The sequence below is a fragment of the uncultured Pigmentiphaga sp. genome, assembly GCF_937950555.1.
In the GTDB taxonomy this organism is placed as follows: Bacteria; Pseudomonadota; Gammaproteobacteria; order Burkholderiales; family Burkholderiaceae_B; genus Pigmentiphaga.
Map to the genome: position 1 here is coordinate 23758 of NZ_CALFCW010000071.1, position 25255 is coordinate 49012.

The window sequence follows — 25255 nt, forward strand, 5'->3', positions numbered from 1 at the left end:
CGGTCGCCCTGGGGAGTCATGCAGGCGCTGCCATGAATTCGAGGACCTGGCGCCCGAGGTACTCTTCGGCCGTATTGAAATGCGCGACGATCGACGTGTGGTTGTGGCCGGCCAGCCAGACGAACCGCGGCGCGCGCCGCCTCAGGCGGGCCAGGGCGTGGAAGAGTTCCGCGCAGTGCACGTCGATGAGCGGATTCTCGTATTCCGCCACCGCGATCATCGTCGGCGGGACGGCTGGCGTGACGTGGTTCACGGCCGAGCCGTCTTCCATGACCTGCGGATCCTTGCCGTAGTAGGCCTCGACGCGGCTGGCGTTCGGGTTCTCCGGCGTGTTTTCCGCCCGTACGCGCCCGGACACCACGATCAACCCCGCCAAGCCGTGCCCGTCGGCGGGTTGGAAGCGGGCATCGTAGGCGTAATGCGCTGCATGGGCGCCGCCGGCGGAATGCCCCATGAGGAAGATCCGGTTCGGGTCGGCGCCGAGTTCGGCCGCGTTGCGGCGTACCCAGGCGACGGCCGCGGCGATGTCTTGGGTTCCGCTGGGATAACGGTGCTCGGGTGCGAGCCGGAATTCGACGTTGACGCCGATCACGCCATGGCGGGCGAAATACCAAAGCACATTGCCGTAGATTTCCTCCGTGCGGTCTTTCTCGCCTTCGACGAAGGCGCCGCCGTGCACGAACATCAGTACGGGGCGGGGTTGGTCGCTTGGCTGCTGCGGGAAGTAGACGTCCACGCACTGGCGAGGGTCCGTCCCATAGGGAAGATTGCGCCGGACGGTGCCGAGCTTGGGCGCGTCGCGCAGCACTTGGGTGAAGCCGTCGACCATTTGCTTGACGTGCGCCTGGACGCTGGTGCCCCAGCGGGGGCCGACCTCCGCCATGGACTGGCGGAGCCACGCGGGAATCTCGGGCAGCGCGGGAGAGGAAATGGTGCTCACGGTCTATCCTCGCAACGATGAGCGCATGCAGCGCGCGGGCAGGGAACGGGGGCAGGGGCGCCGCAGCGTCTTTCGTCGCCCCTTTCCCTCATCGGGAAAGCTGCCATTATGATGCGGGTTGCGGCAGTACGCGATAGTCTTGCGGCCGCATCCGTATTCCCGATGCCCGAGGACGCCCATGACGCCATGTCCCCCAACGGCTTCCGACCCCGCCAGCCCGCGTTTCGCGGCCGGGCGGCACGCCCTGCGCGGCGGGATGCTCAGCTTCCACGCCGACCCGTTCCTGGCCGAGCCGGCCGAATCGTTCGTCCATTTGCCCGATGCGCTGGTGGTGATCGAAGACGGCAAGATCCTCGAGGCCGGGCCTTATGACGGGCTGCGGGCGCGGGTGGAAGGGTCCATGCCCGTCGCGCACTATCCCGACGCGCTTATCCTGCCGGGCTTTATCGACACCCATATCCACTACCCACAGACGCAGATGATCGGCGCCTGCGGCGAGCAATTGCTGGAGTGGCTGCACAAGTACACCTTCGTGACCGAGCAACAGTTCGCCCATCGCGCCCACGCCGAAGTGGTGAGCGAGCTGTTCTTGCGGGAGTTGCTGCGCGCGGGCACGACGACCGCGGCCGTGTATTGCACGGTGCACCCCGAGTCGGTGGATGCGTTTTTCGAAGTTTCGGAGCGCTTCGGGACGTGCATGATCGCCGGCAAGGTGCTGATGGACCGGAATGCACCGCCTGCCCTGCTCGATACCGCGGAGTCCGGGTACGCGCAGTCCAAGGCGCTGATAGAAAAATGGCACGGCAAAGGGCGGCAGCTCTATTGCATTACGCCCCGCTTCGCGGGGACGTCGTCCGAGGCGCAACTCGCGGCAGCGGCCCGTCTCTGGCGCGAACATCCCGGGACTTACGTCCAGACCCACCTGAGCGAGAACCCAGGCGAGGTGGAGTGGATCGCGTCGCTTTTTCCAGAAGACGAAGACTACTTCGGCATCTATCGGCGCGCCGGCTTAGCCGGCCCGCGCGCCATCTTCGCCCATGCCGTGCACGTGTCCGAGGCCGAGTTGTGCGCCTGCCACCACTGCGGCGCGGCACTTGCGCACTGTCCGACCTCGAATCTTTTCCTCGGCAGCGGGTTGTTCCGGCTGTTCGACGCCAAGCGCGCGGATCGGCCGGTACGGGTCGGCCTGGGCACGGACATTGGCGCAGGCACGGCATTCTCACCCCTGCAGACGCTGAACGAGGCATACAAGGTCGCGGCCATGAACCGGACCAGGCTGACCGCTGCACACGCTTTCTACCTCGCTACCCGGGGCGGGGCACAAGCCTTGTATCTGGACGATAGGCTCGGTGCCGTGGAGCCCGGATACGACGCGGACCTGGTCGTGCTGGATTTGAAGGCCACGCCCCTGATGGATTTCCGGATGCGCTATTGCACGGATGTGATGGAACGCCTGTTCGTGCTGATGACGTTGGGCGACGATAGGGCGGTGCGTGCCACCTACGTGGCCGGTCGACCGGTGTACGACCGTGCGCGGCAACCGCAGCCTTTCTGCTACGCCGACGGCATGCCGGTGCGTGCTGATGCGTGATCCAGGGTGCCGTGCGGCCTGTTGCCGCGGGAGGAAACGCGACGGCAGCCCGCCAGATTTGTTACAACGCGACTTATCGGCCCCTGCGCACCAGCCGTCATGCGGCTGTCGCGGGGCTTGCTAGAATCGACCTCCTTTCCGCGCTCGCCTTTCGCGGGCAAACAAGGCCATCATGCACGTACTTTTCATCATTGACCCACTTCCAGCGCTCAAGGCCTACAAGGACACGTCCGTGGCTATGATGCGGGCGCTCGTGGCGCGCGGCCACAGGCTGAGCGTCGCCATGCAGGGGGATCTCTACGTCATCGACGGCGTGGTGCGCACGGCGTCGCGGCCCATCGAGCTTGTGCCCGGTGCGGACCTGCGCGGACACGCGTGGTGGCAGGAAGGCCCCGAGGGCGACCAGCCGCTCACGGCGTTCGATGCAGTATTGATGCGCAAGGACCCGCCGTTCGACATGGAATACGTGTATTCCACGCATCTGCTCGAACGGGCCGAAGCGCAGGGCGCACGGGTGTTCAATTCCGGCGCGGCCATACGCAACCACCCCGAGAAACTGGCGATTGCGGAATTCCCCCACCTGACCGTGCCCACGCTGGTGACCCGGGACATGCCACGGCTGAAGGCTTTCCACCGGGAGCATCACGACGTCATCGTCAAGCCGCTCGACGGCATGGGCGGCACGGGCATTTTCCGCATCGGGCCCAAGGAACCCAACCTGAACGCCATCCTCGAAATGCTGACCGACAACGGCCGGCGCAGCATCATGGCGCAGCGCTACATTCCCGAGATCGTCCACGGCGACAAGCGGGTGCTGCTGATCGGCGGCGAGCCGGTGCCCTATTGCCTGGCGCGCATTCCCCAGGCGGGCGAGACGCGGGGGAACCTGGCGGCAGGCGGGCGCGGGGTGGCGCAGCCTTTGTCCCAGCGCGAGCTCGCGATCGCGCGCGAACTCGGCCCCAAGCTGGCCGCGCGCGGATTGCTGCTCGTCGGGCTGGACGTGATCGGCGACTATGTCACCGAAATCAACGTGACGAGCCCGACGACCTTCTGCGAAATCACTGAACAGACCGGATTCGACGTCGGCGCCATGTTCACGCAGGCGCTGGAGGAGGCCGTCGCTGCGTCGCAGGGAGCGCGCTAGGCATGGCCGGAATCGTCATCGTTGCGCACGAGCCGCTCGCGTCCTCGCTGTTGTCGTGCGCGTCGCATATCTTCGGCGAACTGTCCGGCGTGCAAGTCTACGACGCGGGGGCGGACGAGGATCCCGACCACATGTATCGCGCGGTGCTCGAGCGCATCCAGGCCTTGTCCGGAGAGGGCGGAGTCCTGGTGTTGACCGACGTGGTGGGGGCCACCCCTTCCAACCAGACCCATCGCGCCGCGCGCGAGGCCGCCCGCCTGGGAACGCCGACGACCGTGCTCGCGGGCGTCAACATCCCGATGCTTTTGCGTACCTTGCCGTATAGGCACCTTTCCTTGGAAGATTTGGCGCAGCGCGCGCTATCAGGCGGCGCACAAGGTGTCTTGCGCGTCGAAGGCGACTCCGAAGACCACTGAACATGCCGAGTATCGACATTATCGTTAGTAACAAGCTGGGCCTGCACGCGCGGGCGTCCGCCAAGCTCACCCAGCTCGCCACCAAATTTCGCAGCGAGATCCACATCAGCCGGGGCTCGCGTCGCGTCAACGCCAAGAGCATCATGGGGGTCATGATGCTGGCCGCCGGCATGGGCAGCAAGGTGACGATCGACGCCGAGGGCGAGGACGCCCAAGAGGCCTTGGACCAGATCCAGGCCCTGTTCGAGCAGAAGTTCGGCGAGGCGGAGTAGTCCATGGAAACCTCGATGTTGGCTTTGCACGGACTGGGAGTGTCGCGCGGCTATGCCATAGGCCGCGCCGTCATCATTGGCGCGGCTGCACTCGAGGTGACCCACTATCGCATTGCCGAGGAGGACGTCCAGGCCGAATGCGCCCGCCTCGAAGCTGCCATTCGCGCCGCCTCCGACGAACTGGCCCAGCTGGCCGCCCACCTGCCCGCGGACGTGCCCCGCGAACTCGGCGCCATCCTGCAGGTTCACAGCATGATCCTGGCCGATCCGATGATCTCGCAGGAGCCGCTGCAGATCATCCGGAGCAGGCATTACAACGCGGAATGGGCGTTGACTGCACAAGGACAGCTCCTGGCAGAGCAGTTCGAGCAGATGGACGACGAATACATGCGCGAACGCGGGGGGGACGTCCGGCAGGTGATAGAGCGCATCCTGCATGCGCTGGCCGAGGCCGACGGCCGTCCGCGCAAGCTCAAGAGCGAGGCGATCCCCGACAACGGCGACCCTCTCATCGTCGTGGCCCACGATATTGCCCCGGCGGACATGCTCAAGCTGCGGGGCGCGCGCTTTGCCGCCTTCACCACGGACCTGGGCGGTGCCACCTCCCATACCGCCATCGTTGCGCGCAGCATGGGCGTGCCGGCCATCGTGGCGCTTGGCGTGGCGCGCACCTTGGTGCGCGACGGCGACATGGTCATCGTCGATGGCGAAGCAGGGGTACTCCTGGTCAATCCGCCCGCCGCGGTCATTGAGGAGTACCGGGTCCGGCAGGCCGATTATGTGCGGGAGCGCGCCACGCTGGCGTCCTTGCGGGACGTGCCGGCCATCACGCTGGATGGCGTGGCGATCTCCATGCTGGCCAACATCGAGCTGCCCGAGGAAGCACAGGCCGCGGTCGATGCCGGGGCGGAGGGCATTGGGCTGTTCCGCAGCGAATTCCTCTTCATGGGGCGCGACGACCTGCCCAGCGAGGACGAACAATATGAGGCCTACGCGTCCGTCGTGCGTACGCTGGGCGGACGCCCTGTCACCATTCGGACGCTGGACATCGGCTCGGACAAGGCGCTCGACGGCGAAGCCACCGTGGCCACCAACCCGGCCCTCGGCAAGCGCGCCATCCGTTATTGCCTGGCGCATCCCGAGCTGTTCGCGACCCAGCTGCGCGCCATCCTGCGGGCTTCCGCACATGGGCCGGTGCGGATACTGGTCCCCATGATCGCCCACTTGCGGGAGGCGCGCGCGGCGTATGCGGCGCTCGCGGCAGCCCGGCAGGAGTTGGACGCGCGCGGGCAACCTTATGGCAAGGACATTCCGGTGGGGGCCATGGTGGAAGTGCCGGCGGTCGCCATCGCGATCGAGCCCTTCGTCGATGCGTTCGATTTCCTGTCGATCGGGACCAACGACCTCATCCAGTACACGCTTGCGATAGACCGGGCTGACCCGGAGGTGGCGGACTTGTACGATCCCCTGCATCCGGCCGTACTGCGCCTGGTCGCCAATACGATCAACGCCGGCGCGCGGGCCGGCAAGCCTGTGTCGGTGTGCGGGGAAATGGCCGGGGACACCGAGCTGACGCGCCTGCTGCTGGGCTTGGGCCTGACGCAGTTCTCCATGCACCCGCAGCAGTTGCTGGACGTCAAGCGCGAGATCCTGCAGGCGCATTCCAATGCGTTGCGCACCAAGGTGGCAGCCGTCCTGAACCGCGCAGCCGAGATGGACCTTTCTCTGCTGCGTCAATAGGCAATAAGTGCGCCCTTTTGAGCGCAGTCCGTGCTATTCCCCACCCGGTGAGTATGTCATATTAAGTTACAAAACTTACATCGCCAGGTGGAATGAAAGGTCCCGTGCACACCTCGAAGCCGCCGCGTCGCGGGGCGGTCCGGGGCCCGGAGAGCCAGGAAACGGCGACCCGTGCGCTCAGTACCCTGCGACCTCTTTTCGAGGCTTCGTCCGTCGCGGATCTCAAAAAGGTGGTGCAGGAATTTACGGACGAACTCGGCGCGCGGCGCCATGCATTCAGTGTGATCGAACGCGCCCAGGGCGGTCCCTCGCTGCGCTGGTTGTGCGAAGACGTGCCCAGGTGGTGGAGCGGCTTCCGGTCCGAGCTGCTGCCGCTGGTCACCCGCAGTGGCAGCCGGCCGGGCCACATCCGGACCCTGCGCTGCGCGTTGGACGATACTCCGCCTTCCTCGCCGTTCCACCGGGAGCTGCGCCGCCTCGGCGCCCATAGTGCGTTGTTCCTCGTCGCCGAGGCCCAGCATCCTGGCGCCACCGCGGCCTGCTTTTCACTCTTGTTCGGAGCAGGTAGCGGCTACGCGCCGCCGCTGGGGCCGGGCCAGTTGACGAGCCTCTGCCATCATGCCGCGTCGCTCCTGCTTGACGCCTACCTGAGGTTGCCCCCGCCCACGCCCAAGTCGGCCCGGCTCTCGGCGCGCGAGCTCGAATGCCTGCGCTGGGCTGCGGTCGGGAAAACGAGTTGGGAAACAGCGCACATCCTGGGCGTTAGCGAGCGCACCGTGAACTTCCATTTCAGCAACGTGTTCGGCAAGCTCAAGGTGAACAACAAGCAGGCCGCCATCGCCCAGGCCATCTTCCGGGGGCTGTTGTAGGGGGAGCGTTTTCCGGCGGAGTCGGGGCCTTAGTCGGCAACGATGTTGGCCGCCTTCACGACCTTCGTCCAGCGAGCGAGCTCTTCTTGGATGAGCGATCCCAGATCCTCTGGCGTGCCGCCGCCCGGTATCAGCCCTTGGTTCTGAAGCGCCGCGATGATTTCTGGCGACCGCAGCAGCTCATTGAGTTCCCGGTTCCACTTGGCGATGATGGCGTCGGGCGTGTTTGCGGGCGCCAGCATGCCGTACCAAGTATCGACGACAAGGTCGGGATGCCCTTGTTCGACGACGGTCGAGGAGTCGGGAAGTTCGGGTACGCGCTTCTTGCTCATGACGGCGAGCACCTTGAGCTGTTTGCTCTGCAGGAAAGGTGTGGCCGCGCCAAGGCTGGTGACCATCGCCTGGGCATGGCCCCCCATCACGTCAGTCAGTGCGCCAGCCGTTCCCTTGTACGGCACGTGGACCATGTTGATGCCGGCGCTTTGCTTGAGGAGCTCCATGGCCAAATGCTGGGCCGTTCCCACCCCGGGTGAAGCGTAGTTGAGCTTGCCTGGCTGGGATTGGGCGAGTTGGATCAAGTCCTGCACGGAGTTGGCGGGCAGTTTGCTTGGCGCCACGAGCGCCATGACGCTCGTGGCGGCCAATCCGACCGGGCGAAAGGACTTGATGGGATCGAAAGGCGTGTTCTTGTTGAGCACCGGGGTCGTCCCGAATGCGGTGGCGGTCATGAGCAGGGTGTACCCGTCCGGCGCCGCGCGTGCCACATATTCTGCGCCAATGTTGCCGCCGGCACCGGGGCGATTTTCCGTCACCACTGCGACTTTCCACCGTTCCGATACCTTGGGCCCGATCAGGCGCGCGAAGATGTCCGCGCTGGTGCCTGGGGTAAAGGGAACGACCAACGTAATCGTTCGCTGGGGATAGCCGCCAGGGTTTTCCGCCGCATGGACGAGCGAAGGCGCTGCCGCGGAGGTGCCGGCGGCCAGGAGCGCGCATCCGGCGAGAAATGCCCGCGGCCGTGCGGGCGAGTGGATTCCAAGCATGGGTGTCTCCTTTGGGGGTGGAGCCACTGGCGTCTTGCGCCCAGCGGCCGACGAATAGTTCTTATGGTCCCAAAATATGGGATGAATAGATTACTCTGCAACGATCGAAATTCCAGATTCAATACGTCGAATCTAGGGATATCCATAATCAAGTATCGATACTGTCCCAAATAGTGGGTTTATGTGATTGAATACGTTTGAGCACTGTCTGCTGTTATGGGAAAAGAATGCAATACATCATCGACGATGTCGAAAACCAACGCTTCCTGCTGCACCGGGGAGCGCTGGTCTCCCCCTCGGTCCTCGCCGAGGAGATGGAGAAAATTTTTGCGAAGTGCTGGATCTACGTCGGGCACGCCTCGGAAATCCCCAACCCGGGCGACTTCGTGACGCGGAAAGTGGCGGGGCGTCCCGTGATCTTCGTACGCAACGAGCAAGGCAAGATCGATTGTTTCTTCAACACCTGCCGCCATCGCGCGGCGATCGTCGAAACCAAGCGCGAGGGCAACGCCCGCCGGTTCTTTTGCGTCTACCACGGATGGAGCTACGGCATCGACGGCAAGCTGGCGCGCATTCCCGGGGAAGAGGCGTACGCCGCCTCGTTTGATCGCAATGAGTACGGCCTGAAGCGGCCCCCGCTGCTCGATCACTACCGCGATTTCTGGTTTCTGTGCCTGGACCCGAACGGGCCTCCGCTACGGGACTACCTGGCACGGGCCGTCGAATACATAGACCTCGTGATCGACCAATCACCTTCCGGGGTCATGCAAGTGATATCCGGCACGCAGGAATACGACGTTGCGGCGAACTGGAAGCTGATGGTGGAAAACAGCGTGGATGACTATCACCTGCCCACCACGCACTCCACCTGGTTGAGGTTCATGGCCAATTCCGGCGTCACGATCGAGCGGACACCGCGCGAATCGGGGCAAGTCCTTCCCACCAAGGGCTACGCGATCAGCCTAGGCAACGGTCATTTCACGACGGATAACGTCAACTTCCGCGGGCGGCCCGTCGCACATTGGATTCCTCTCTATGGGGAAGAGGCGCGCGAGGAGATCGCCGAGATACGGCGGGAGCTGGAAGAGCGCCTCGGGCCCGAACGTGCGGAACGCGTGGCCAACACCAATCGGAACTTGGTGATTTTCCCCAACCTCGTGATCAACGATGGCTCGTCGGTCACCATACGGACCTTTTTCCCGGAGGGTCCGGAGCGCATGCACGTCACGGCCTGGGCGCTGGGGCCCGCGGACGAGAGCGAATCCGCGCGGGCGCGTCGGCTGGATGCCTTCCTGACGTTTTATGGACCGGGAGGATTCGCCACGCCGGATGACGTGGAGGCGCTCGAGCTCGTTCAACAGGGCTTGGCCAACTGGCGCAGCGACGAGTGGTCCGAGATGTCACGGGGCATGGGTAAGCCCGAATCGGACCAACTCAACAGCGACGAGCACCATTTGCGCACGTTCTGGCGCCACTGGAACAAACTGATGCAGGAGAACGCATGAGCCAGACGACTGCGGTAGGGCGCCTGACCAGAGCGGAGGCGGAGGATTTCCTGTATTACGAAGCGGCGTTGCTGGACGAATGGCGGCTCAAGGAGTGGCTGGAACTATTGACCCCGGACGCCAGGTACCTCATTCCCCCCAACGACAAACCGGATGGAGAACCGCACAACACGCTCTTCATCATCGCGGACGACGCCGAACGCATCCGGCAGCGGGTGATTCGGATCCTGGATCCCAATTGCCATGCCGAGGCGCCGAAATCGCGCCTTCGTCGCTGCATCAGCAATGTCCGGGTGCTTGGCCAGGAGGGCGACCTCGCCACGGTGGCGGCCAACTTCGTTTGTTATCGCTTTCGCCGGTATGAACGGGTTCGCGAATACGTTGGCGGCTTGACCTACCAGTTGCGCCTGACCCCGGAAGGCCTGCGCATTCGGGAGAGAAGGGTCGTCATCGACGCCCATGAGCTCGGTTCGCTGGGGTCGGTGAGCTTCATTCTCTAAACCCACCGTTCTAAGAGGAAAGCATGGCCACACCGCAAGCGTTGCTAGAGGAGCTGGTCACCGCCAACCACATTCTCGCCTCAGAGGGAGTGGTTGACGCGTTTGGGCACATCAGCGTGCGAAGTCCAGACAACTCGGAGCGTTATTTCCTGTCCCGGGCGCGCTCCCCCGAGCTAGTGGAGCTGGACGACATCATGGAGTTCACGCTCGCGGGGGAGCCCATCGATGCGCGAGGGCGGAAACCCTACCTCGAGCGCTTCATCCATGGCGCCATCTACCAGGCGCGGCCCGATGTCCAGTCCGTGGTGCACAACCACAGCCGCAGCGTCGTGCCTTTTGCCGTGACCGGAGCGCCGCTGCGCCCGATCGTCCATAGCTGCGCGACGATCGGCTTTCATATCCCGGTCTGGGATGCGCAAGACAAGTTTGGCGATACGACGCTGTTGGTCAGCGACATGGAGATGGGGCGCGACCTGGCGACTGTGCTGGGAAGGAACCGAAGTGCGCTGATGCGCGGGCACGGCTGCACGGTCGTTGGGAATTCCATCAAGGAGGCCGTGTACACGGCGGTCTACCTGGAGGTGAATGCGAACCTGCAGTTGCAGGCCAGCCGGCTCGGGCCGATCACATTCCTCACGGCAGGGGAAGTCGAAAAGATTAGTTCCCGCCTGCGCGACGCCAAGCCGGGCGAGGGGTATGACCGGGCATGGGAGTACTGGCGCAGCCGGGCGTACCGCACAAAAAACAACGCAAATGAAACCAGTCAGGGGAGCGTCTGAGCCATGTCCGGCGATCGAGTCATACACATAGGAACCACGCAGTCTTTCCATGCGCAGCCCCTTCTTTCCGGGCAAGTGGCGGTGCCGGGCCTGCAATACCGCGCCACGCCGACGAAGACGATTGACGAGTGCACGCTGAAGGCATTGCGCGGGGAATTCGATGTGGCGGAAATGTCGCTCGCCACGTTCTTGAAAGTGCGGGAGCGCGACGAAACCTTGGTCGGCTTGCCGGTCTTCGCGCGCAAGCTTGTGTCGCAATATGCGTTTTGCCGCGAAGGCGCACCGTTGTCCGGTTACGAATCCCTCGCGGGCAAGCGCGTGGCAGTTCCCCAATACTGGCTGACGGCCGCGGTGTGGCATCGCTGGTATATGGCCTTCCACGGCGTCGATCCGGCTTCCGTGGTGTGGTGCCCCTTGGCCGACGACAGGTTGGAAGGCATGCCGTATCCCAAGGAAGTGCAAATCGATTGGTCGTTGAAGGGACGCGCACCTGCCGAAGTGCTGCGTTCGGGCGCGGCCGATTGCTTCATCTTCGCTCGCCGGCCGCTGGAGATGGGCGGCCTGCGCTATCTATCGCCGGATCCGGCCGGGCAGGCCCTGGACCTGGCGCGGCAGACCGGGTTTGCGCCCGTCACGCACGTGGTTGCCGTGCGGGAGGCGCTGCTCGATGAGCATCCAGGCCTGGCCCAGGCGTTGGTCGACCTCTATGCGCAAGCCCTGCGCCACGGCTCTCACGAGGTTGCGCACGAAGCCGCGCAGTACTTGCCGTTGGCGGACCTGGAGCAAGACAAGATCCAAGCGACGCTTGGGCGCGGATGGAACGGCTACGGGTGGGACGCGAGCGAGCGCGCCGTGCGCAGGTTCTGCGAGGCTGCCCTCCAGCAGGGCATGGTCAAGGAAGTCGACATCGACAGGGCTTTTCTGCCCCTGGAACCCAAACAGTAAAGAGGCGAGCCGTGTTGCGATTCAAGAAACTGAGCCATTTGGCATTGAATGTATCGGACCTGGACCGTTCGGTCGCGTTCTACCGGGACATGGTAGGCCTGGACTTGGTCGAACAGGCAGGAGACACCGCTTTTCTTTCCTGTGATGGAGATCATCACAATCTCATGCTGCACGCGGCATCCGCCCCCAGCCTCAAGCGCATCGCTTTCGAATTGGAGTCCCCGGCCCAAATCGAGGTTGCGCGGCGGGTGCTGGATGAGGCCGGGGTGCGCCACCGCAGGATCGACGCCGGCGAATGCGCTGCCATGTACGTCGAGGATGGGGTTCGGCTTGCGGATCCGGACGGCATCACGCTCGACCTCGTGGTCGGGATGACGCGACGTACCAGCGCGTTCGTTCCTCATCCGATTCGTTTGGTGCGGCTGAGCCACGCCGTCATACGGGTGCCGGATTTCCAGCGTAGCTTGAAGTTCTATACGGACGTCATGAATTTCCGCGTTTCGGATTTCCGCCATGAAGACGAAGGCGCGCCGTATTTCGCCTTCATGCGCTGTTTTCCGAACCCGTACCATCACTCCTTCGCCATCCAGCAGGGAGCCAAGGCTGCGTTCTTTCACGCCGCTTATACGGTCGAGAGCCTTGACGACCTGATGATCGGTCGCAACCGCTTGCTGGAGGTGGGGGCCATCGTGGCGCCGGCGCCCGGGAGGCACAAGGCGTCTGGCAGCATCTTCCAGTATTTCGCAGACCCGGACGGATTCACGGTCGAATTTACGGTCGGCATGGAAGAGTTCCCGGAGACCTCGCCGCGGCCGCCGCGCAACTTGGACAAGCGCTACAGCACGACAGACATTTGGAACGGGCCGAAGCCCGTCAATTTGCCCAATTTCGGCGCGATCGAACCTGCGACGATTTGAGCCGGGAGGCTGTCGAGGGTAGCTCGGGCCAGCGCTATGTCCGACGTGCCCGCGAATGGGAGGGAACGGTGCGCAGCGCCAAGTCGCGCGCGCGTGGGCTGTCGCTCGCGATGGTCTTGCTGACGATGCCGGCGCAGAAAACGATGCGATCGGCTGCCGCCGCGGTTTCTTCGGCGCCCAGCCGAGGACGGCCGATGGTCACGCTCAGGCTGCCGATGACGTTTTCATGGCTATCGAAGATCGGCGCGGCAATGCCGGTCACGCCGTGGGTGACCTGACCGCTCGTCGCGTCCCAGCCGCGTTGGCGTATGGCGGCGAGAGAAGCCTTGACCGCCTCGAGCGTGTCTCCCAGGCCGGCGTCGGCGAAGGCCGCCGGATCGGCCTCGTAGAGCTTGGCGACGGTGCGCGCGGGGCTGTACGCCAGGATGATGCGCGACGCTGAGCCGCGCACGAGCGGCCGGGCATATCCGCGCTCATAGCTGCTGTGGAACGCGTCAGTGCCGGATTCTTGGTGAACGCAGAGCACCTTGTCTTTGTATTTGCGGCAAAGCAAGGCAATGCCCGGAATCGCCTTCACCAGTTCGACCATGACGGGGCGGCTGGCGATGATCAGCGGATCGCGCACCCGCATTTTGTAGTCGAGTTCGGAAATCCTGGGGCCCAACGTGTAACCGACGTTGGGGAGCGAGGTCAGTAGTCCCGAATCGGTCAGGACTTTGAGGTAGCGATAGAGCGTCGATCGGGTGAGCTGCAGTTTTTCCGAGAGCTCTTCATACGTCAGGCCGCCGTCGCTGTCTTCGACCAAGTCGAGGATGTAGAGCATTTTCTCGAGACTGGTGGCCGGCAGATCGGATGGCATGGCTTTGTGGAGGAGCAGGGACGTATTTCAGGACCAGGACTAGATCATAAATGCAAACCCAAGCCGGACGGCAGGTCCGGGACGATAGGAGGAGACATGAGCGATATCCTTTGCAGTAAGGAGGTCCAGAACGTTGCAGCCGTGCCCGGGCGCAGGGCGTTCATGGGGTGGGCCTTGGCGACGGTGGGGATGGTGGCATTCGGCGAGACCCAGGCCCAGGGATTGGCAGACAGGCCTGTGCGAATCTTTGTCCCGCAGACTCCGGGCACGACGCCCGATTCTGTCGCGCGCATCCTGGCACCTCACCTGAGCCGCGAGCTGGGCGTGCCTTTCGTCGTCGAGAATCGGGCTGGCGCCTCGGGCATCATCGGGATGGAAGCCGCAGCGAAGTCACCGCCGGATGGACATACCCTGCTGAGCAACGTTTCGACGACGCTGACGCTCCCGTACTTTTACGACAAGGTTCCGTTTGACGTGCTGGGCGACTTTACGCCAATCGGCCTGGTGGGTTCCGGGAACTTCGCGCTGGTGGTCAACCAGGCGCTGCCGGTATCCAGCTTGGATCAGCTCCTGGCATATGCCAAGGCGCACCCCGGACAGCTTCGCTATGCCTCCCCGGGCTTGGGGACTCACCACCATTTGTGCATGGAGCTGTTGATGGCGAGGACGGGCATCCAATTGGAGCACATCCCCTACAAGGGGTCGGCGGGCGCGACGACCGATGTGCTGTCGGGGCAGGTACAGGTGATGTTTCTTCCCATCCAGGTCGCGATGAATCATGCTGCCAGCGGGCGGATCCGGGTGCTGGGAGGAACGCGCCTGCAGCGGCATCCTCCGTATCTGGACCTGCCGACCCTGGACGAATTGGGGGTCACCGGCTACGACGTGGACCCTTGGTACGCCCTGTGGGGGCCCAAAGGCATGGCGGAGCCGCTGGTGCGGCGCTACAACTCCCTGTTGCAGGCCCTGCTTGCCCGGGATGATGTCAAGAATGATCTTGCTGCGGTAGGGTTGGCGACGCGGCCCGGCGCGCCGGAGGAGCTGGCCAAGGTCGCCCGGGCCGAGCAGCAACTGTGGGCGGGATTGCTCAAGGGCAAGATAGGTCCCTCCAAGGCAGGTTGACGGGAGGATGCAGGGAGGGGCGGCCTTGCCGCCGGCCTCTCCCTACCTACCCGGGTGCTACAATCCTCGCACCTCTTATTGGCGCCGATTTGCCTGGTCCGCTTGCGGGCGCCTCATAAATCCTGCTAAAGAGCTCCGTCCACCGTGTCTTCCGATTCGCACCTCGAAGAGGCGTTGACCGCCTTCCTCGACACTCCCGCCGCACCTTCCATCGGTCCTGATTCCGTCGGCATCGTCAAACCCCAGTCCATGGACTTCGACGAGCCGCTGCAGTTGGCCAACGGCTCGTCCTTCGGCCCGTATTCGCTCACCATCGAGACCTATGGGACGCTCAATGCCGAGCGGAGCAACGCCGTGCTGGTCTGCCACGCCTTGAATGCCTCGCATCACGTGGCCGGGATTTCGGCGGACGATCCGTCGGACGTGGGCTGGTGGGACAACATGGTGGGGCCGGGCAAGCCGCTCGACACCAACCGGTTCTTCGTGATCGGGATCAATAACCTCGGCTCGTGTTTCGGCTCGACCGGTCCGGCGAGCATCAATCCCAACACGGGCCAGCCGTATGGCGCTTCGTTTCCGGTCCTGACGGTGGAAGACTGGGTCCACGCCCAGGCCAGGGTGGCGGACCGCCTCGGCATCCGGCGCTTTGCGGCCGTCATGGGCGGGTCGCTGGGCGGCATGCAGGCGTTGAGCTGGGCCATCACTTATCCGGAGCGGGTGGCGCATTGCATCGTCATTGCCAGCACTCCCCGCCTGTCGGCCCAGAACATCGCGTTCAACGAAGTGGCCCGGCGTGCCATCATCACCGATCCGGAGTTTCACGGCGGCAATTTCTATGCGCATGGCACGGTGCCGCGCAATGGTTTGTCGGTTGCCCGGATGATCGGCCACATTACGTATCTGTCGGGCGACGACATGGCCGCCAAGTTCGGCCGTGCCCAGCGGTCGCCCGGCGCGGACGGCGCGTTCCGCTACGGTTATGACGTGGAATTCGAGGTGGAGTCTTATTTGCGCTACCAGGGCGAAAAGTTCTCCAAGTATTTCGATGCCAATACGTATTTGCTGATTACGCGCGCGCTCGATTATTTCGATCCGGCCAAGCAGACCGGCGGCGATCTTGCCAAGGCCTTGGCGCCGGCGCAGGCAGAGTTCCTGCTCGTCTCGTTTACCACCGACTGGCGCTTTCCGCCGTCATGCTCGCGGGAAATCGTCCAGGCATTGCTGCGCAACGATCGCCCGGTAACCTATGCCGAGATCGAGGCGCCGCACGGGCATGACGCCTTCCTGCTCGACGATCCGCGCTACCATGCCGTCGTGCGCAGCTACTACGATCGCGTGGCCCGCCAACTAGGCATCGCGGAAAATGGAGGTGCGCAATGAGCCGGCCAGGCCTGCGTCCAGACCTCGCGCGAATCGCCAGTTGGATCCCCCATGGGGCCCGCGTGCTCGACCTGGGGTGCGGCGACGGCACCCTGCTCGCTCACCTGCGGGATGCGCAGCAGGCGCGCACCGTAGGCGTGGAGATAAGCGACGAGCATGTGATCGAATGCACGCGCAAAGGGGTCAACGTCATCCAGCAGAACCTGGAGGACGGCCTCGCCTTGTTCGACGATGGCCAGTTCGACACCGTCGTGCTTTCGCAAACCCTCCAGGCGGTGCATAACACCGAACGCATCCTGCTCGAGATGGCGCGCGTGGGTCGGGAGGGCATCGTGTCTTTCCCGAACTTCGGTTATTGGACCCACGGATTGTCGATCCTGCTCGGCCATATGCCCGTTACCGGCCAGATGCCTTACGAGTGGTACAACACGCCCAACATTCATCTGTGTACGCTGAAAGATTTCGAGGCGCTGGCGGCAAAGTTGAACCTGCGCATCCTCGCGCGTGCCACGTTTGCCAACGACAGGGAAATTTCTTGGCTGCCGGGATGGCGCAGCACCTTGGCGGTTTACCGCTTTGCCTCGCCGATGGCGCGTTGAAGCCACCCGTGCCGCCCGGGGGGGGGCGGCTCGTCCTGCCGGCGGGCGGGGTACCGCCGCGGCGTGATCGGAATCACTTCAAGGAGCGCTCATGATGTGGAAAGTCTTCACGGCTATGATGCTGATGGGAGCGGCCGCGGGCTGCGCCGCGCCGGCGCCGTCCGGCGCCCCGCAGCCTTCCGCGGCGGAGCCCAGGCAGGAAGGGTGCAATGCCGAGTCCGCCCAGCATCTGGTGGGACAAAAGCTCAGCTCGGTGTTGGTCGAAGAGGCGCGCCGGGCCACCGGCGCCAAGAGCGCGCGGGTGCTGCGCCCCGGACAGGCCGTCACGATGGAATTCAATCCCTTCCGGGTGAACGTCGACGTCAACCGTAGCGAGCTCGTCACCGCGATACGCTGCGGCTGACCCGTCGGGCCGTGCTGGCTCAGGGGCTATATCCGCCGTCGCTGCTCCAGTCGCGCTTGGCATCCGGCGGGGGCGTCGTCGCGGCGGGCGCCGCGGGCGCGCGCGCCATCCAAGCGATCAGGGACGACCGCATGGCTTCCTCTACCGACATGTCGATGGGCGTCACCCAGGAAGTGGGCACGAATACGGTATAGCCCCCGATCATATAGCCCATGGGAAGGTAGACTGCCACCCGTTCTCCCTCCAGGAAGCCTTCGGGCAGCCCGGCGGTGCTCCTGCGCGTGACCAGCCCCACCAGTTCGATTTCCTGGCCGGGCGGCCGCAGGATGACGACCTGCTGGCCCCCTTGTGCAGTGGTCGGTGAGAAGTAGTCGGCAAAGCTCTTGAGCGAGGAATAGATGCTCTTGATGACCGGGATGCTGGTGAAGGGCAGTTCGACGTATGAAAGCAGGCGCCGCACCCGGTGCTTGGATACCAGCATGCCGACCGCGATGATGCCCAGTACGCCCAAGACCAGGCCCAGGCCGGGAAAGTAGAACTTGCCGATGAAGGGGTGCAGCACGGCGAGCGCCAGCGCTTCCATCCATGCGATACAGACGTAGAGCAGGTAAATGGTGAGCGCCAGCGGGAGGATGGTGATCAGGCCACGAAAGAAAAACTTGTACATGGGCTTCATCGCAGACTCCTGCGGCCAGGGGAAGGCCGTCGTAAGGCGGCCGGGGCGCACAGCATAGCAGCAGAATGGGCGCGGCTGGGACCGCGCCCGGCAGGGTCAGGCCGCGCGGAAGCGGACGATGCCGTCGGCGCCGGTTTCCCGCTGCAATGCCCCTTGGTAATAAAGCATGTGCAGGTGGGCGAGCGCCTCGCCCAGCGCGAAGGTCATTTGGTGCAGGTCGAGCTTGCGCCTGAACAAGACCGGCACGATGTCGTGCGCGGACCGGGCCTGTTCGGCGCAGGCCTGCTTGACCCGCGCCAAGTGATCGGCATGGTGCGCATGCTGTTGGGCAATGCGCCTGTGCAGGCCCACGAAGGGCCGGCCGTGCGCGGGAAGCACCAGTGCGTCTTCCGGCAGGTGGGCGTAGCTGCTGAGCGAATCCAGGTAAAGCTGCAGCGGATTGCTTTCCGGATCCGTGTCGGTGACGCTGACGTTGGTGGAGATGCGCGGCAGTACCATGTCGCCGGAGATGAGGATGTTCAGCGCCTGGCAGTGCAGAGAAATGTGCTCGGGCGCATGGCCGTAGCCGGCGATGGCCCGCCATTCATGCCCGCCTATGTGCAGCGCGTCGCCGTTCATGATGCGGTTGAAGTGCGCCGGCACCTTGGGTACGAGCTGGGGATAATAGCGGGTGCGTGCGCGCACGCCAGCCAGCGATTCCGGATCGGTCACGCCGTTGCGAGCGAAGTGCTCGGCCATTCGCTCGCCGCCCGAGATGGCCCTGCCTTCCACGAAAAGATGGGCCGTGAGGAAATCGGTTGCGCTCATTTGCAGCGGCACGTTCCACTTCTCGGTCAGCCAATGGGCCAGGCCGATGTGGTCGGGGTGCATGTGGGTCACGATCACGCGCACCACGGGTAGTCCGTCCAGCTGCGTGGCGAAGATCTGCTCCCACAGCGCCTTGACCTCATCGCGCGCGACGCCGCAGTCCACGATGGTCCAGCCATCGCGTCCGCCGAAATGGTCCCGCAGCAGCCAGAGGTTGATGTGATCCAACGCAAAGGGTAGCGGCATGCGTACCCAACGTATGCCGGGTGCGACCTCGATCGCCGAGCCGGCTCCCGGAAGGGTGTCGCCCAGCGGGTATTTCAATTCGTGTTCGAGAGGGTTCATGACGGTCCGGGAGTGCCTGGCCGGTTTCGGCCGGCCCGCGAGCGGGAGACTAAAATGGCAGGCAAACTTGTTGGTAAAGTACAGCTTAGTGTACCCATTGCCCGGCAGGCGTCGCTTCGACCGGTCCGCTGTGCGTCGCATGCGTCGCCGCGGCCGGCTGGCGCCAGCCATCTTCCAGAACTAGGAGTCGAAGATGTCGGATCCCGTAGTCATCGTATCGGTTGCCCGAACCCCCATGGGGTCCATGCTGGGCGAACTCGCCGGTCTGACGGCCAGCCAGTTGGGGGCGGTTGCCATCAAGGCGGCGGTCGAGCGTGCAGGCCTCAAGCCCGAGCAGGTCCAGGAAGTCATCATGGGCAACGTGCTGCAGGCCGGACAAGGTCAGGCGCCTGCCCGCCAGGCTGCCTTGGGTGCGGGACTGCCCTTGCCGGTGGGGTGCACCACCGTCAACAAGATGTGCGGCTCGGGCATGAAGGCCGCGATGTTCGCGCATGACCTGCTCCTGGCGGGCAGCATCCAGGTGGCCGTGGCCGGTGGCATGGAGAGCATGACCAACGCTCCCTATCTCGTGCCCAAGGGTCGCCAGGGCTATCGCTACGGTCATGCCACCATGTATGACCACATGGCGCTCGACGGCCTGGAAGACGCGTACGACCGCGGCCGTGCCATGGGCGTGTTCGCCGAAGATTGCGCGGCCAAGTACAGCTTCACCCGGGAACAGCAGGACGCCTATGCGCTCGAGTCCCTGCGCCGCGCGAAGGCCGCCAACGAGGATGGCAGCTTCGAGTGGGAGATTGCACCCGTGACGGTGGCCGACCGCAAGGGGGAAAAGGTCATCACGCGCGACGAGGCGCCTTTCAAGGCGATGCCCGAAAAGATTCCTACCCTCAAGCCCGCATTCAAGAAAGACGGCACCGTGACGGCCGCGAACGCTTCGTCCATTTCCGACGGCGCCGCCGCGTTGGTGATGATGCGCGCCTCGACGGCGGAGAAGCTGGGCGTCACGCCCCTGGCGCGGGTCGTCGCCCACGCCGAACACTCGCAGGAGCCCCAGTGGTTCACCACGGCACCCGTGGGCGCGCTGTCCGCGCTGTTCGCCAAGACGGGCTGGAAGGCGGAGGACGTGGATCTCTATGAGATCAACGAAGCATTCGCCGTCGTGACCATGGCCGCCATGGCCGAGCACAAGCTGCCACACGAGAAAGTCAACGTACACGGTGGGGCGACCGCCTTGGGCCATCCCATCGGTGCGAGCGGCGCGCGGTTGATCGCCACGCTGATCGGCGCGATGCGCAAGCGGCAAGCCAAGCGCGGCGTGGCGTCGCTGTGCATCGGCGGCGGCGAGGCCACCGCCATGGCGATCGAGTTGATCTGAGCGACGGGCCTGCATGACGCAACACCCAGCGGCCGGCGGCAAGCAGGCCGGCCCCGGCTTGAGCGCGAGTCCGCCGGCCCGTCCTGCGGCGGGCGCGAGCCAGTCCGGCGAAACGGTCAAGCCCAGCGACGCCTATGTGCAGTCGTTTGCGCGCGGGCTCGCGGTCATCCGTTCTTTCAGTGCAGAGCGGCCGGCCATGACACTGACCGAAGTGGCCGACGCCGCCGGGCTCACGCGCGCGGGCGCGCGCCGCATCCTGTTGACGCTGGTGCAGCTGGGGTACGTGGCAACCGAGGGGCGCCTGTTCCGGCTTACCCCCCGCATCCTCGAGCTGGGGTTTGCTTATCTCACCTCCATGCCTTTTTGGGATCTTGCCGAGCCCATCATGGAGGAGCTGGCCAACGAAGCGCACCAGTCGTGTTCGGCCACTGTGCTGGACGGCACGGATATCGTCTACGTGCTGCGCATTCCGTCCGGCCGCATCATGTCCATCAACCTCGGCATAGGCAGCCGGTTGCCCGCTTATTGTTCCGCCATGGGGCGCGTGCTGTTGGCGGGCCTGCCCGACGATGAGATCGACGCAGTGTTGGCCCAATCGGACCTGCGTGCGCACACCCCCCTGACGGAGACCGATCCCGTGCGCCTGAAACAGGCCATCCTCGCCGTGCGCGAACAGGGGTGGGCATTGGTGGACCGGGAGCTCGAGACTGGCTTGGTGGCCATCGCCGCGCCCATCCGCGATCGCAGCGGACGCACTGTCGCCGCGTTGAACCTGAGTGGGCAGGCACACCGGATCACGGCCGAGCAAATGCGGGAGGAGTTATTGCCCCTGCTGTGCCGCGCGGCCGAGCGCATTAACGAACTCATGAAGCGCGTGTAACCTTGGAAGACTCTTCCCACGCCTTGCTCCCGGGGGAGCCGATGAAAGAGTCATTTGCGTGCGCACCTTTGATACGCGAGATCGGGCGGGGCAAGAACGGCTCCCGCGCCCTCCCGCGCGAACATGCGCGGGAGTTGATGGGGGCCATGCTCGACGGAAGAGTCTCCGACCTCGAGCTCGGGGGCGTGCTGCTGGCCTTGCGAATGAAAGGCGAGGCGGTCTCCGAGGTCGCGGGGTTCCTGGACGCGGCCGAAGCCCGTCTTGTGCGCGTGGCGCCGCCGACCGGCGGCCCGGTTGTGATCCTGCCAACCTACAACGGGGCGCGGCATGCACCCAATCTGGTGCCGCTGCTGGCGTGGTCGCTGGCCGAGGCCGGCGTACCGGTGCTGATGCACGGCCAGGCTTCGGAGCCGCGGCAGTCCGGCATTGGCTCGAACGTGGCCCGGGTACCGACCCTGGACATCCTGGAAGCGCTCGGCGTTTCCGCGTCCGGCGATGCCGAAACGGCCGCGCGCGGGCTGCGCGAACGCCGGTTGGCTTATTTGCCGCTGGAGGCCGTGAATCCCGGGCTGGCGCGGCTCGTCGGCTTGCGCCGCATCTTGGGTGTGCGCAATGTGGCGCATACGCTCGCTAAGTTGCTACGGCCCGTGCAGGGGCCGAGCCTGCTGCTGGCGGCCTACACGCATCCGGAATTCGGCGCGATGCTGTCGGAGCTCTTCGCGTTGCGGCGCGAACCCGCGTTGCTGATGCGCGGCACGGAAGGGGAGGCCGTCGCCAATACGCGGCGCCCGCAGCGCATTGCGCGATGGTTGGACGGCGTGGAGGACACGGCAGTGGAAGGCGCTCCCGGCCCCGTCGCGCAGGTGCCTGCGCTTCCGCCGCGCGATGCCACAGCCACTGCGGCGTGGATGCGTGCGATCCAACAGGGGCGGGAGCCGCTGCCCCGCGCCATTGCCGCGCAACGGGATGCCGTCCTCGATACGATCGCGCGCATGGGGCGGCGCACATGACGGCGCGAGGCATCGTCCTGTTCGCCCATGGCTCGCGCGATCCGCGGTGGGCGGAGCCGCTGGATCGGTTGGTGCAGGCCATCCGGGCGCGCGATCCGGGCGTCGCGGTCGCGACGGCATTCCTCGAACTGCATCCGCCGACGCTGCAGGCCGCGGTGACCGGGTTGGTGGCCCAGGGAGTGGCCGATATTACGGTGTTGCCGGTATTCTGGGCGGCAGGCGGGCATGTGAGGCGCGATCTGCCACAATTGCTTGCTCAGGCGCAGGCCGCACATCCCGGCATCCGGCTCGCGGCGTTGCCGGTATTGTCCGAGCTGCCCGGAGTGCTGGAGGCCGTGGCGAGCGCAGCCGTCCAGCCCGGCGCGCACGGGCCGGACTGACGTGGCGCCGCGCGACAAGGAAAACATGGAATCGACGCATCTAACAGGGAGACCATCGTCATGATGAAAATCTGGGGCCGCATCACATCCATCAACGTAGCCAAGGCGGTTTGGGCCGCCCAGGAGCTGGGGCTGCAATTCGAGCGCATCGACGTGGGCGGCCCCTTCGGCGGCCTGGACACGCCCGAGTACGGAGCCTTGAACCCCAATCGCAAGATCCCGACACTCGATCACGACGGCTACATCCTCTGGGAATCGAATTCCATCGTGCGCTATCTCGCCGCGACCTATGGCGCCGGGACCCTGTGGCCCGCCGATCCCCGCGAACGCGGGCTGAGCGACCGCTGGCTCGATTGGCAGGCTACCGAGTTCGCCCCCGCCATGGGGCCGGCCTTCCTCGGGCTGATCCGCACGCCGGAAGGGCAGCGGAACCAGCAGGCCATTGCCGATGCCATCACTCGCACCAATCGGCTGCTGAGCGTGCTCGAGGGCGTGATGGCCGACGGCCGGCAATACGTGGCCGGAGACCGCTTCACCATGGGTGACATCGCCGTGGGATGCGCCGTGGACCGCTGGCTCCGGATGCCCGTCGAACGCCCGGAGACGCCTGCTGTCGCGGCTTATTACGAGCGCGTGAGCAGCCGGCCGTCCGCGCAGGGCGTGCTGAAGCAGAAGCTCGTATGATCCGGGACATCCTCAAGATGGGCGACCCGCTCCTGCAGCGGGTCGCCAAACCAGTCGAGCGCGTCGGGACGCCGGGGCTCGATGCGCTCATCCAGGATATGTTCGACACGATGGAGGCTGCCGGCGGCGTGGGGCTGGCGGCGCCTCAGATCGGGGTGGAGCTGCAGGTGGTCATTTTCGGCTTCGACCGCAGCGAGCGCTATCCCGATGCGCCGGCCGTGCCGCGGACGGTGCTCATCAATCCGGTGATCACGCCCTTGTCGGACGAGCGTGAAGAGGGATGGGAAGGCTGTCTGTCGGTGCCGGGCCTCAGGGGATCCGTGCCGCGCTACGTCTCCATCCGCTATACCGGCATCGATCCTGCCGGCAAACCCATCGACCGCATCGCCGAAGGCTTCCACGCCCGCGTCGTACAGCATGAGTGCGACCATCTCATCGGTCGCCTGTATCCCTCGCGCATCGAGGATTTCTCCAAGTTCGGCTTTACCGAAATCCTGTTTCCGGGCCTGGATCCGCGCGGCGACGACTGACCATCCCCCAGTCCGTGCCGCGGGCACCGTTGGCGCCATGAGAACGCTATAACATACGGCCGGGCAACAACGGAGATCGGCCATCCATGGCGGAAACTTTGCTGTCGATCGGTTTGGAGGTTGCGGCGATCCACATATTGGGGATCATCGCCGCGTGCCATGCCGTCATGAACACGCGCACTTCACAAGGTGCGGTGGCCTGGGCGGTGGCGCTCGTTTCCATTCCGTACCTGACGCTTATCCCTTATCTGTTTCTCGGCCGCAGCCGTTTCGCGGGCTACGTGGACGAGCATCGCTTCAATAGCGCCCGCGCGCGGGCCCGCACGGAGGCGGAGGTCAATCAATCCCGCGTGACGGTGAATGCACGCTGTGACGCCGCTGCAGATCCGGAGCTGCGCCGCTTCGTTGCATTGGACCGCCTGGTCGGTCGCCGCTTCTTGGCTGGCAACGATGTTTCCCTTCTGTGCAACGGGAAGGCAACTTTCGATGCGATCTTCGAGACCATCTCGCGGGCCGAGCATTACGTGCTGGTGCAGTTCTTCGTGGTCCGCAACGACAGGCTGGGGCGCGAGCTGCAGAAACGCCTGCTCGAACGTGCCGCTGCCGGCGTCAAGGTCTACTTTTTGTATGACGGCATCGGCAGTCATGCACTTGCGCGCAGTTATGTGGAAGCCCTGCGTGCAGGAGGCGTCCAGGTCCACGCTTTTGCAATACGGCGCTTTAGCAATCGCTTCCAGCTCAACTTCCGCAATCACCGCAAGATCGTCGTGGTGGACGGGCAGGTCGCGTTCGTGGGTGGACACAACGTGGGCGTGGAGTACCTGGGCGAGAATCCCAAGCTCTCGCCCTGGCGCGACACCCACGTCCGGCTGTCGGGGCCGATCGTTGCCCAGGTCCAGCGTACCTTCAGCGAAGATTGGTATTGGGTCACGGAGGAGCTGCCGGAAACGCGGATGCCCGACTCCACCCCGGGCGACATGAAATGCTTGGCCGTGGCGAGCGGGCCTGCGGACAACCAGGAAACCGGGTCGTTGTACATCGTGCAGGCCATTCATGCCGCACGGCGCCGCATCTGGCTGGCTTCCCCATACTTCGTGCCCGATTCTGCCGTGCAATCGGCGTTGCGCCTGGCGGTCCTGCGCGGCGTGGACGTGCGGGTGCTGGTGCCCTGCCGTCCAGACCACTTCATGGTCTACCAGGCTTCGCTGTTCCATACCTACGAAGCCGTGCGTGCGGGCGTCAGGATGTATCGTTACCAGCCCGGCTTCATGCACCAGAAGGTGGTGCTGATCGATGACGATACGGCCGCCGTGGGGAGCGCCAACCTGGACAACCGCTCCTTCCGGCTCAACTTTGAGCTGACGGTGCTGACCGTCAGCCAGGCGTTCGCGGCGCAGGTGGAGGCGATGCTCGTCGCCGATTTCGCCCGGGCCGAGGAGGTCAAGCCGGACGAGTGGGCGCGCATTCCTTTGCTGCCCCGCGTGGTGATGCACGTCGCGAGAATGTTCGCCCCAGTCCTGTGAAGCCGGCTTTGCCCGGCGCAG

Annotated in this window: 27 protein-coding genes and 1 riboswitch; of the genes, 22 read left to right on the forward strand and 5 right to left on the reverse strand. The window is 64.9% G+C overall.

Translation table 11 applies throughout. From position 1 onward, the window contains the following. Positions 1-16: 16 nt before the first annotated feature. Positions 17-940 (reverse strand): alpha/beta hydrolase, encoded by a 924-nt coding sequence (locus tag Q0319_RS17190; RefSeq protein WP_087782786.1) that lies wholly within the window; start codon positions 938-940, stop codon positions 17-19. A gap of 178 nt (positions 941-1118) precedes the next feature. Between Q0319_RS17190 and guaD the strand changes: the two genes are divergently transcribed. The 6 genes from guaD (at position 1119) to Q0319_RS17220 (ending at position 6972) form a co-directional block, all read left to right on the forward strand. Continuing rightward, complete coding sequence (gene guaD / locus Q0319_RS17195; protein ID WP_296465738.1) at positions 1119-2531, forward strand: guanine deaminase; 1413 nt, start codon at positions 1119-1121, stop codon at positions 2529-2531. A gap of 172 nt (positions 2532-2703) precedes the next feature. Further along, entirely contained in the window at positions 2704-3675 is a 972-nt protein-coding gene (gene gshB / locus Q0319_RS17200; RefSeq protein WP_296465740.1) for a glutathione synthase, read from the forward strand. 2 nt (positions 3676-3677) lie between these two features. Then, positions 3678-4091 carry a PTS mannose transporter subunit IIA gene (locus Q0319_RS17205; RefSeq protein ID WP_296465743.1) on the forward strand — a complete coding sequence of 138 codons (414 nt, stop codon included), beginning with the start codon at positions 3678-3680 and terminating at the stop codon, positions 4089-4091. 2 nt (positions 4092-4093) lie between these two features. After that, on the forward strand, positions 4094-4363 hold the full coding sequence (locus Q0319_RS17210; protein WP_296465745.1) for an HPr family phosphocarrier protein: 270 nt from the start codon (positions 4094-4096) through the stop codon (positions 4361-4363). A gap of 3 nt (positions 4364-4366) precedes the next feature. Further along, positions 4367-6103 carry a phosphoenolpyruvate--protein phosphotransferase gene (gene ptsP / locus Q0319_RS17215; RefSeq protein WP_296465748.1) on the forward strand — a complete coding sequence of 579 codons (1737 nt, stop codon included), beginning with the start codon at positions 4367-4369 and terminating at the stop codon, positions 6101-6103. Positions 6104-6207: 104 nt separating this feature from the next. Continuing rightward, positions 6208-6972, forward strand: a complete 765-nt coding sequence (locus Q0319_RS17220; protein ID WP_296465751.1) for a LuxR C-terminal-related transcriptional regulator — start codon at positions 6208-6210, stop codon at positions 6970-6972. Between the two features lie 29 nt (positions 6973-7001). Here the strand turns inward: Q0319_RS17220 and Q0319_RS17225 are convergent, their stop codons facing one another. Continuing rightward, on the reverse strand, positions 7002-8015 hold the full coding sequence (locus Q0319_RS17225) for a tripartite tricarboxylate transporter substrate binding protein (RefSeq protein ID WP_299454725.1): 1014 nt from the start codon (positions 8013-8015) through the stop codon (positions 7002-7004). A 227-nt stretch (positions 8016-8242) separates the two neighbouring features. On the opposite strand from Q0319_RS17225, the gene Q0319_RS17230 reads away from it, so the two are divergent. Genes Q0319_RS17230 through Q0319_RS17250 form a run of 5 tightly spaced genes read left to right on the forward strand, consistent with a single transcriptional unit; the run spans position 8243 to position 12661 of the window. Continuing rightward, complete coding sequence (locus tag Q0319_RS17230) at positions 8243-9520, forward strand: aromatic ring-hydroxylating dioxygenase subunit alpha (RefSeq protein WP_299454728.1); 1278 nt, start codon at positions 8243-8245, stop codon at positions 9518-9520. Next, positions 9517-10020, forward strand: a complete 504-nt coding sequence (locus tag Q0319_RS17235; protein ID WP_299454731.1) for an aromatic-ring-hydroxylating dioxygenase subunit beta — start codon at positions 9517-9519, stop codon at positions 10018-10020. The genes Q0319_RS17230 and Q0319_RS17235 overlap by 4 nt, the downstream gene beginning before the upstream one ends. Positions 10021-10043: 23 nt before the next feature. After that, positions 10044-10799 (forward strand): class II aldolase/adducin family protein, encoded by a 756-nt coding sequence (locus Q0319_RS17240; protein WP_299454734.1) that lies wholly within the window; start codon positions 10044-10046, stop codon positions 10797-10799. A 3-nt stretch (positions 10800-10802) separates the two neighbouring features. Then, positions 10803-11744, forward strand: coding sequence for an MqnA/MqnD/SBP family protein (locus tag Q0319_RS17245; protein WP_299454736.1), 942 nt, complete (start codon positions 10803-10805; stop codon positions 11742-11744). 11 nt (positions 11745-11755) lie between these two features. Beyond that, positions 11756-12661 (forward strand): VOC family protein, encoded by a 906-nt coding sequence (locus tag Q0319_RS17250; RefSeq protein ID WP_299454737.1) that lies wholly within the window; start codon positions 11756-11758, stop codon positions 12659-12661. A 34-nt stretch (positions 12662-12695) separates the two neighbouring features. Here Q0319_RS17250 and Q0319_RS17255 read toward each other — a convergent pair whose 3' ends face one another. Next, positions 12696-13520, reverse strand: coding sequence for an IclR family transcriptional regulator (locus Q0319_RS17255; protein WP_299454740.1), 825 nt, complete (start codon positions 13518-13520; stop codon positions 12696-12698). Between the two features lie 96 nt (positions 13521-13616). Between Q0319_RS17255 and Q0319_RS17260 the strand changes: the two genes are divergently transcribed. The 4 genes from Q0319_RS17260 to Q0319_RS17275 all read left to right on the forward strand — a co-directional run bounded on the left by Q0319_RS17260 (position 13617) and on the right by Q0319_RS17275 (position 17024). After that, positions 13617-14642, forward strand: coding sequence for a tripartite tricarboxylate transporter substrate binding protein (locus Q0319_RS17260; protein ID WP_299454742.1), 1026 nt, complete (start codon positions 13617-13619; stop codon positions 14640-14642). A 71-nt stretch (positions 14643-14713) separates the two neighbouring features. Continuing rightward, a riboswitch (SAM riboswitch) is annotated at positions 14714-14792 on the forward strand. A 24-nt stretch (positions 14793-14816) separates the two neighbouring features. Further along, on the forward strand, positions 14817-16022 hold the full coding sequence (locus tag Q0319_RS17265; RefSeq protein ID WP_296468669.1) for a homoserine O-acetyltransferase: 1206 nt from the start codon (positions 14817-14819) through the stop codon (positions 16020-16022). Beyond that, positions 16019-16621: a methionine biosynthesis protein MetW gene (metW, locus tag Q0319_RS17270; RefSeq protein WP_299454745.1), complete on the forward strand. Its 603-nt coding sequence runs from the start codon at positions 16019-16021 to the stop codon at positions 16619-16621. Before Q0319_RS17265 ends, metW begins: the two co-directional genes overlap by 4 nt. A 91-nt stretch (positions 16622-16712) precedes the next feature. Then, positions 16713-17024 (forward strand): I78 family peptidase inhibitor, encoded by a 312-nt coding sequence (locus Q0319_RS17275; RefSeq protein WP_296468662.1) that lies wholly within the window; start codon positions 16713-16715, stop codon positions 17022-17024. A 19-nt stretch (positions 17025-17043) separates the two neighbouring features. Here Q0319_RS17275 and Q0319_RS17280 read toward each other — a convergent pair whose 3' ends face one another. Both Q0319_RS17280 and Q0319_RS17285 read right to left on the reverse strand, forming a co-directional pair. Continuing rightward, positions 17044-17700, reverse strand: a complete 657-nt coding sequence (locus Q0319_RS17280) for a DUF502 domain-containing protein (protein WP_296468661.1) — start codon at positions 17698-17700, stop codon at positions 17044-17046. Between the two features lie 96 nt (positions 17701-17796). Next, positions 17797-18852, reverse strand: coding sequence for an MBL fold metallo-hydrolase (locus Q0319_RS17285; RefSeq protein WP_296468658.1), 1056 nt, complete (start codon positions 18850-18852; stop codon positions 17797-17799). A gap of 193 nt (positions 18853-19045) precedes the next feature. Here Q0319_RS17285 and Q0319_RS17290 point away from each other — a divergent pair, with 193 nt between their 5' ends. From Q0319_RS17290 to cls, 7 genes are all read left to right on the forward strand, one after another. Beyond that, on the forward strand, positions 19046-20227 hold the full coding sequence (locus tag Q0319_RS17290) for an acetyl-CoA C-acetyltransferase (RefSeq protein WP_296468656.1): 1182 nt from the start codon (positions 19046-19048) through the stop codon (positions 20225-20227). Positions 20228-20240: 13 nt separating this feature from the next. Further along, positions 20241-21107: an IclR family transcriptional regulator gene (locus Q0319_RS17295; protein WP_299454748.1), complete on the forward strand. Its 867-nt coding sequence runs from the start codon at positions 20241-20243 to the stop codon at positions 21105-21107. Positions 21108-21148: 41 nt separating this feature from the next. After that, complete coding sequence (ybiB, locus tag Q0319_RS17300) at positions 21149-22117, forward strand: DNA-binding protein YbiB (protein WP_296468652.1); 969 nt, start codon at positions 21149-21151, stop codon at positions 22115-22117. Next, entirely contained in the window at positions 22114-22497 is a 384-nt protein-coding gene (locus Q0319_RS17305) for a CbiX/SirB N-terminal domain-containing protein (protein WP_296468650.1), read from the forward strand. The genes ybiB and Q0319_RS17305 overlap by 4 nt, the downstream gene beginning before the upstream one ends. 60 nt (positions 22498-22557) lie before the next feature. After that, positions 22558-23181: a glutathione S-transferase family protein gene (locus Q0319_RS17310; RefSeq protein WP_299454751.1), complete on the forward strand. Its 624-nt coding sequence runs from the start codon at positions 22558-22560 to the stop codon at positions 23179-23181. Further along, the gene (gene def, locus Q0319_RS17315) at positions 23178-23711 is read left to right on the forward strand and encodes a peptide deformylase (RefSeq protein ID WP_299454753.1); all 534 of its coding nucleotides are present in this window, start codon (positions 23178-23180) and stop codon (positions 23709-23711) included. Before Q0319_RS17310 ends, def begins: the two co-directional genes overlap by 4 nt. Positions 23712-23797: 86 nt before the next feature. Then, positions 23798-25234 (forward strand): cardiolipin synthase, encoded by a 1437-nt coding sequence (gene cls / locus Q0319_RS17320; RefSeq protein ID WP_299454756.1) that lies wholly within the window; start codon positions 23798-23800, stop codon positions 25232-25234. The last annotated feature ends 21 nt before the right edge of the window (positions 25235-25255 follow it).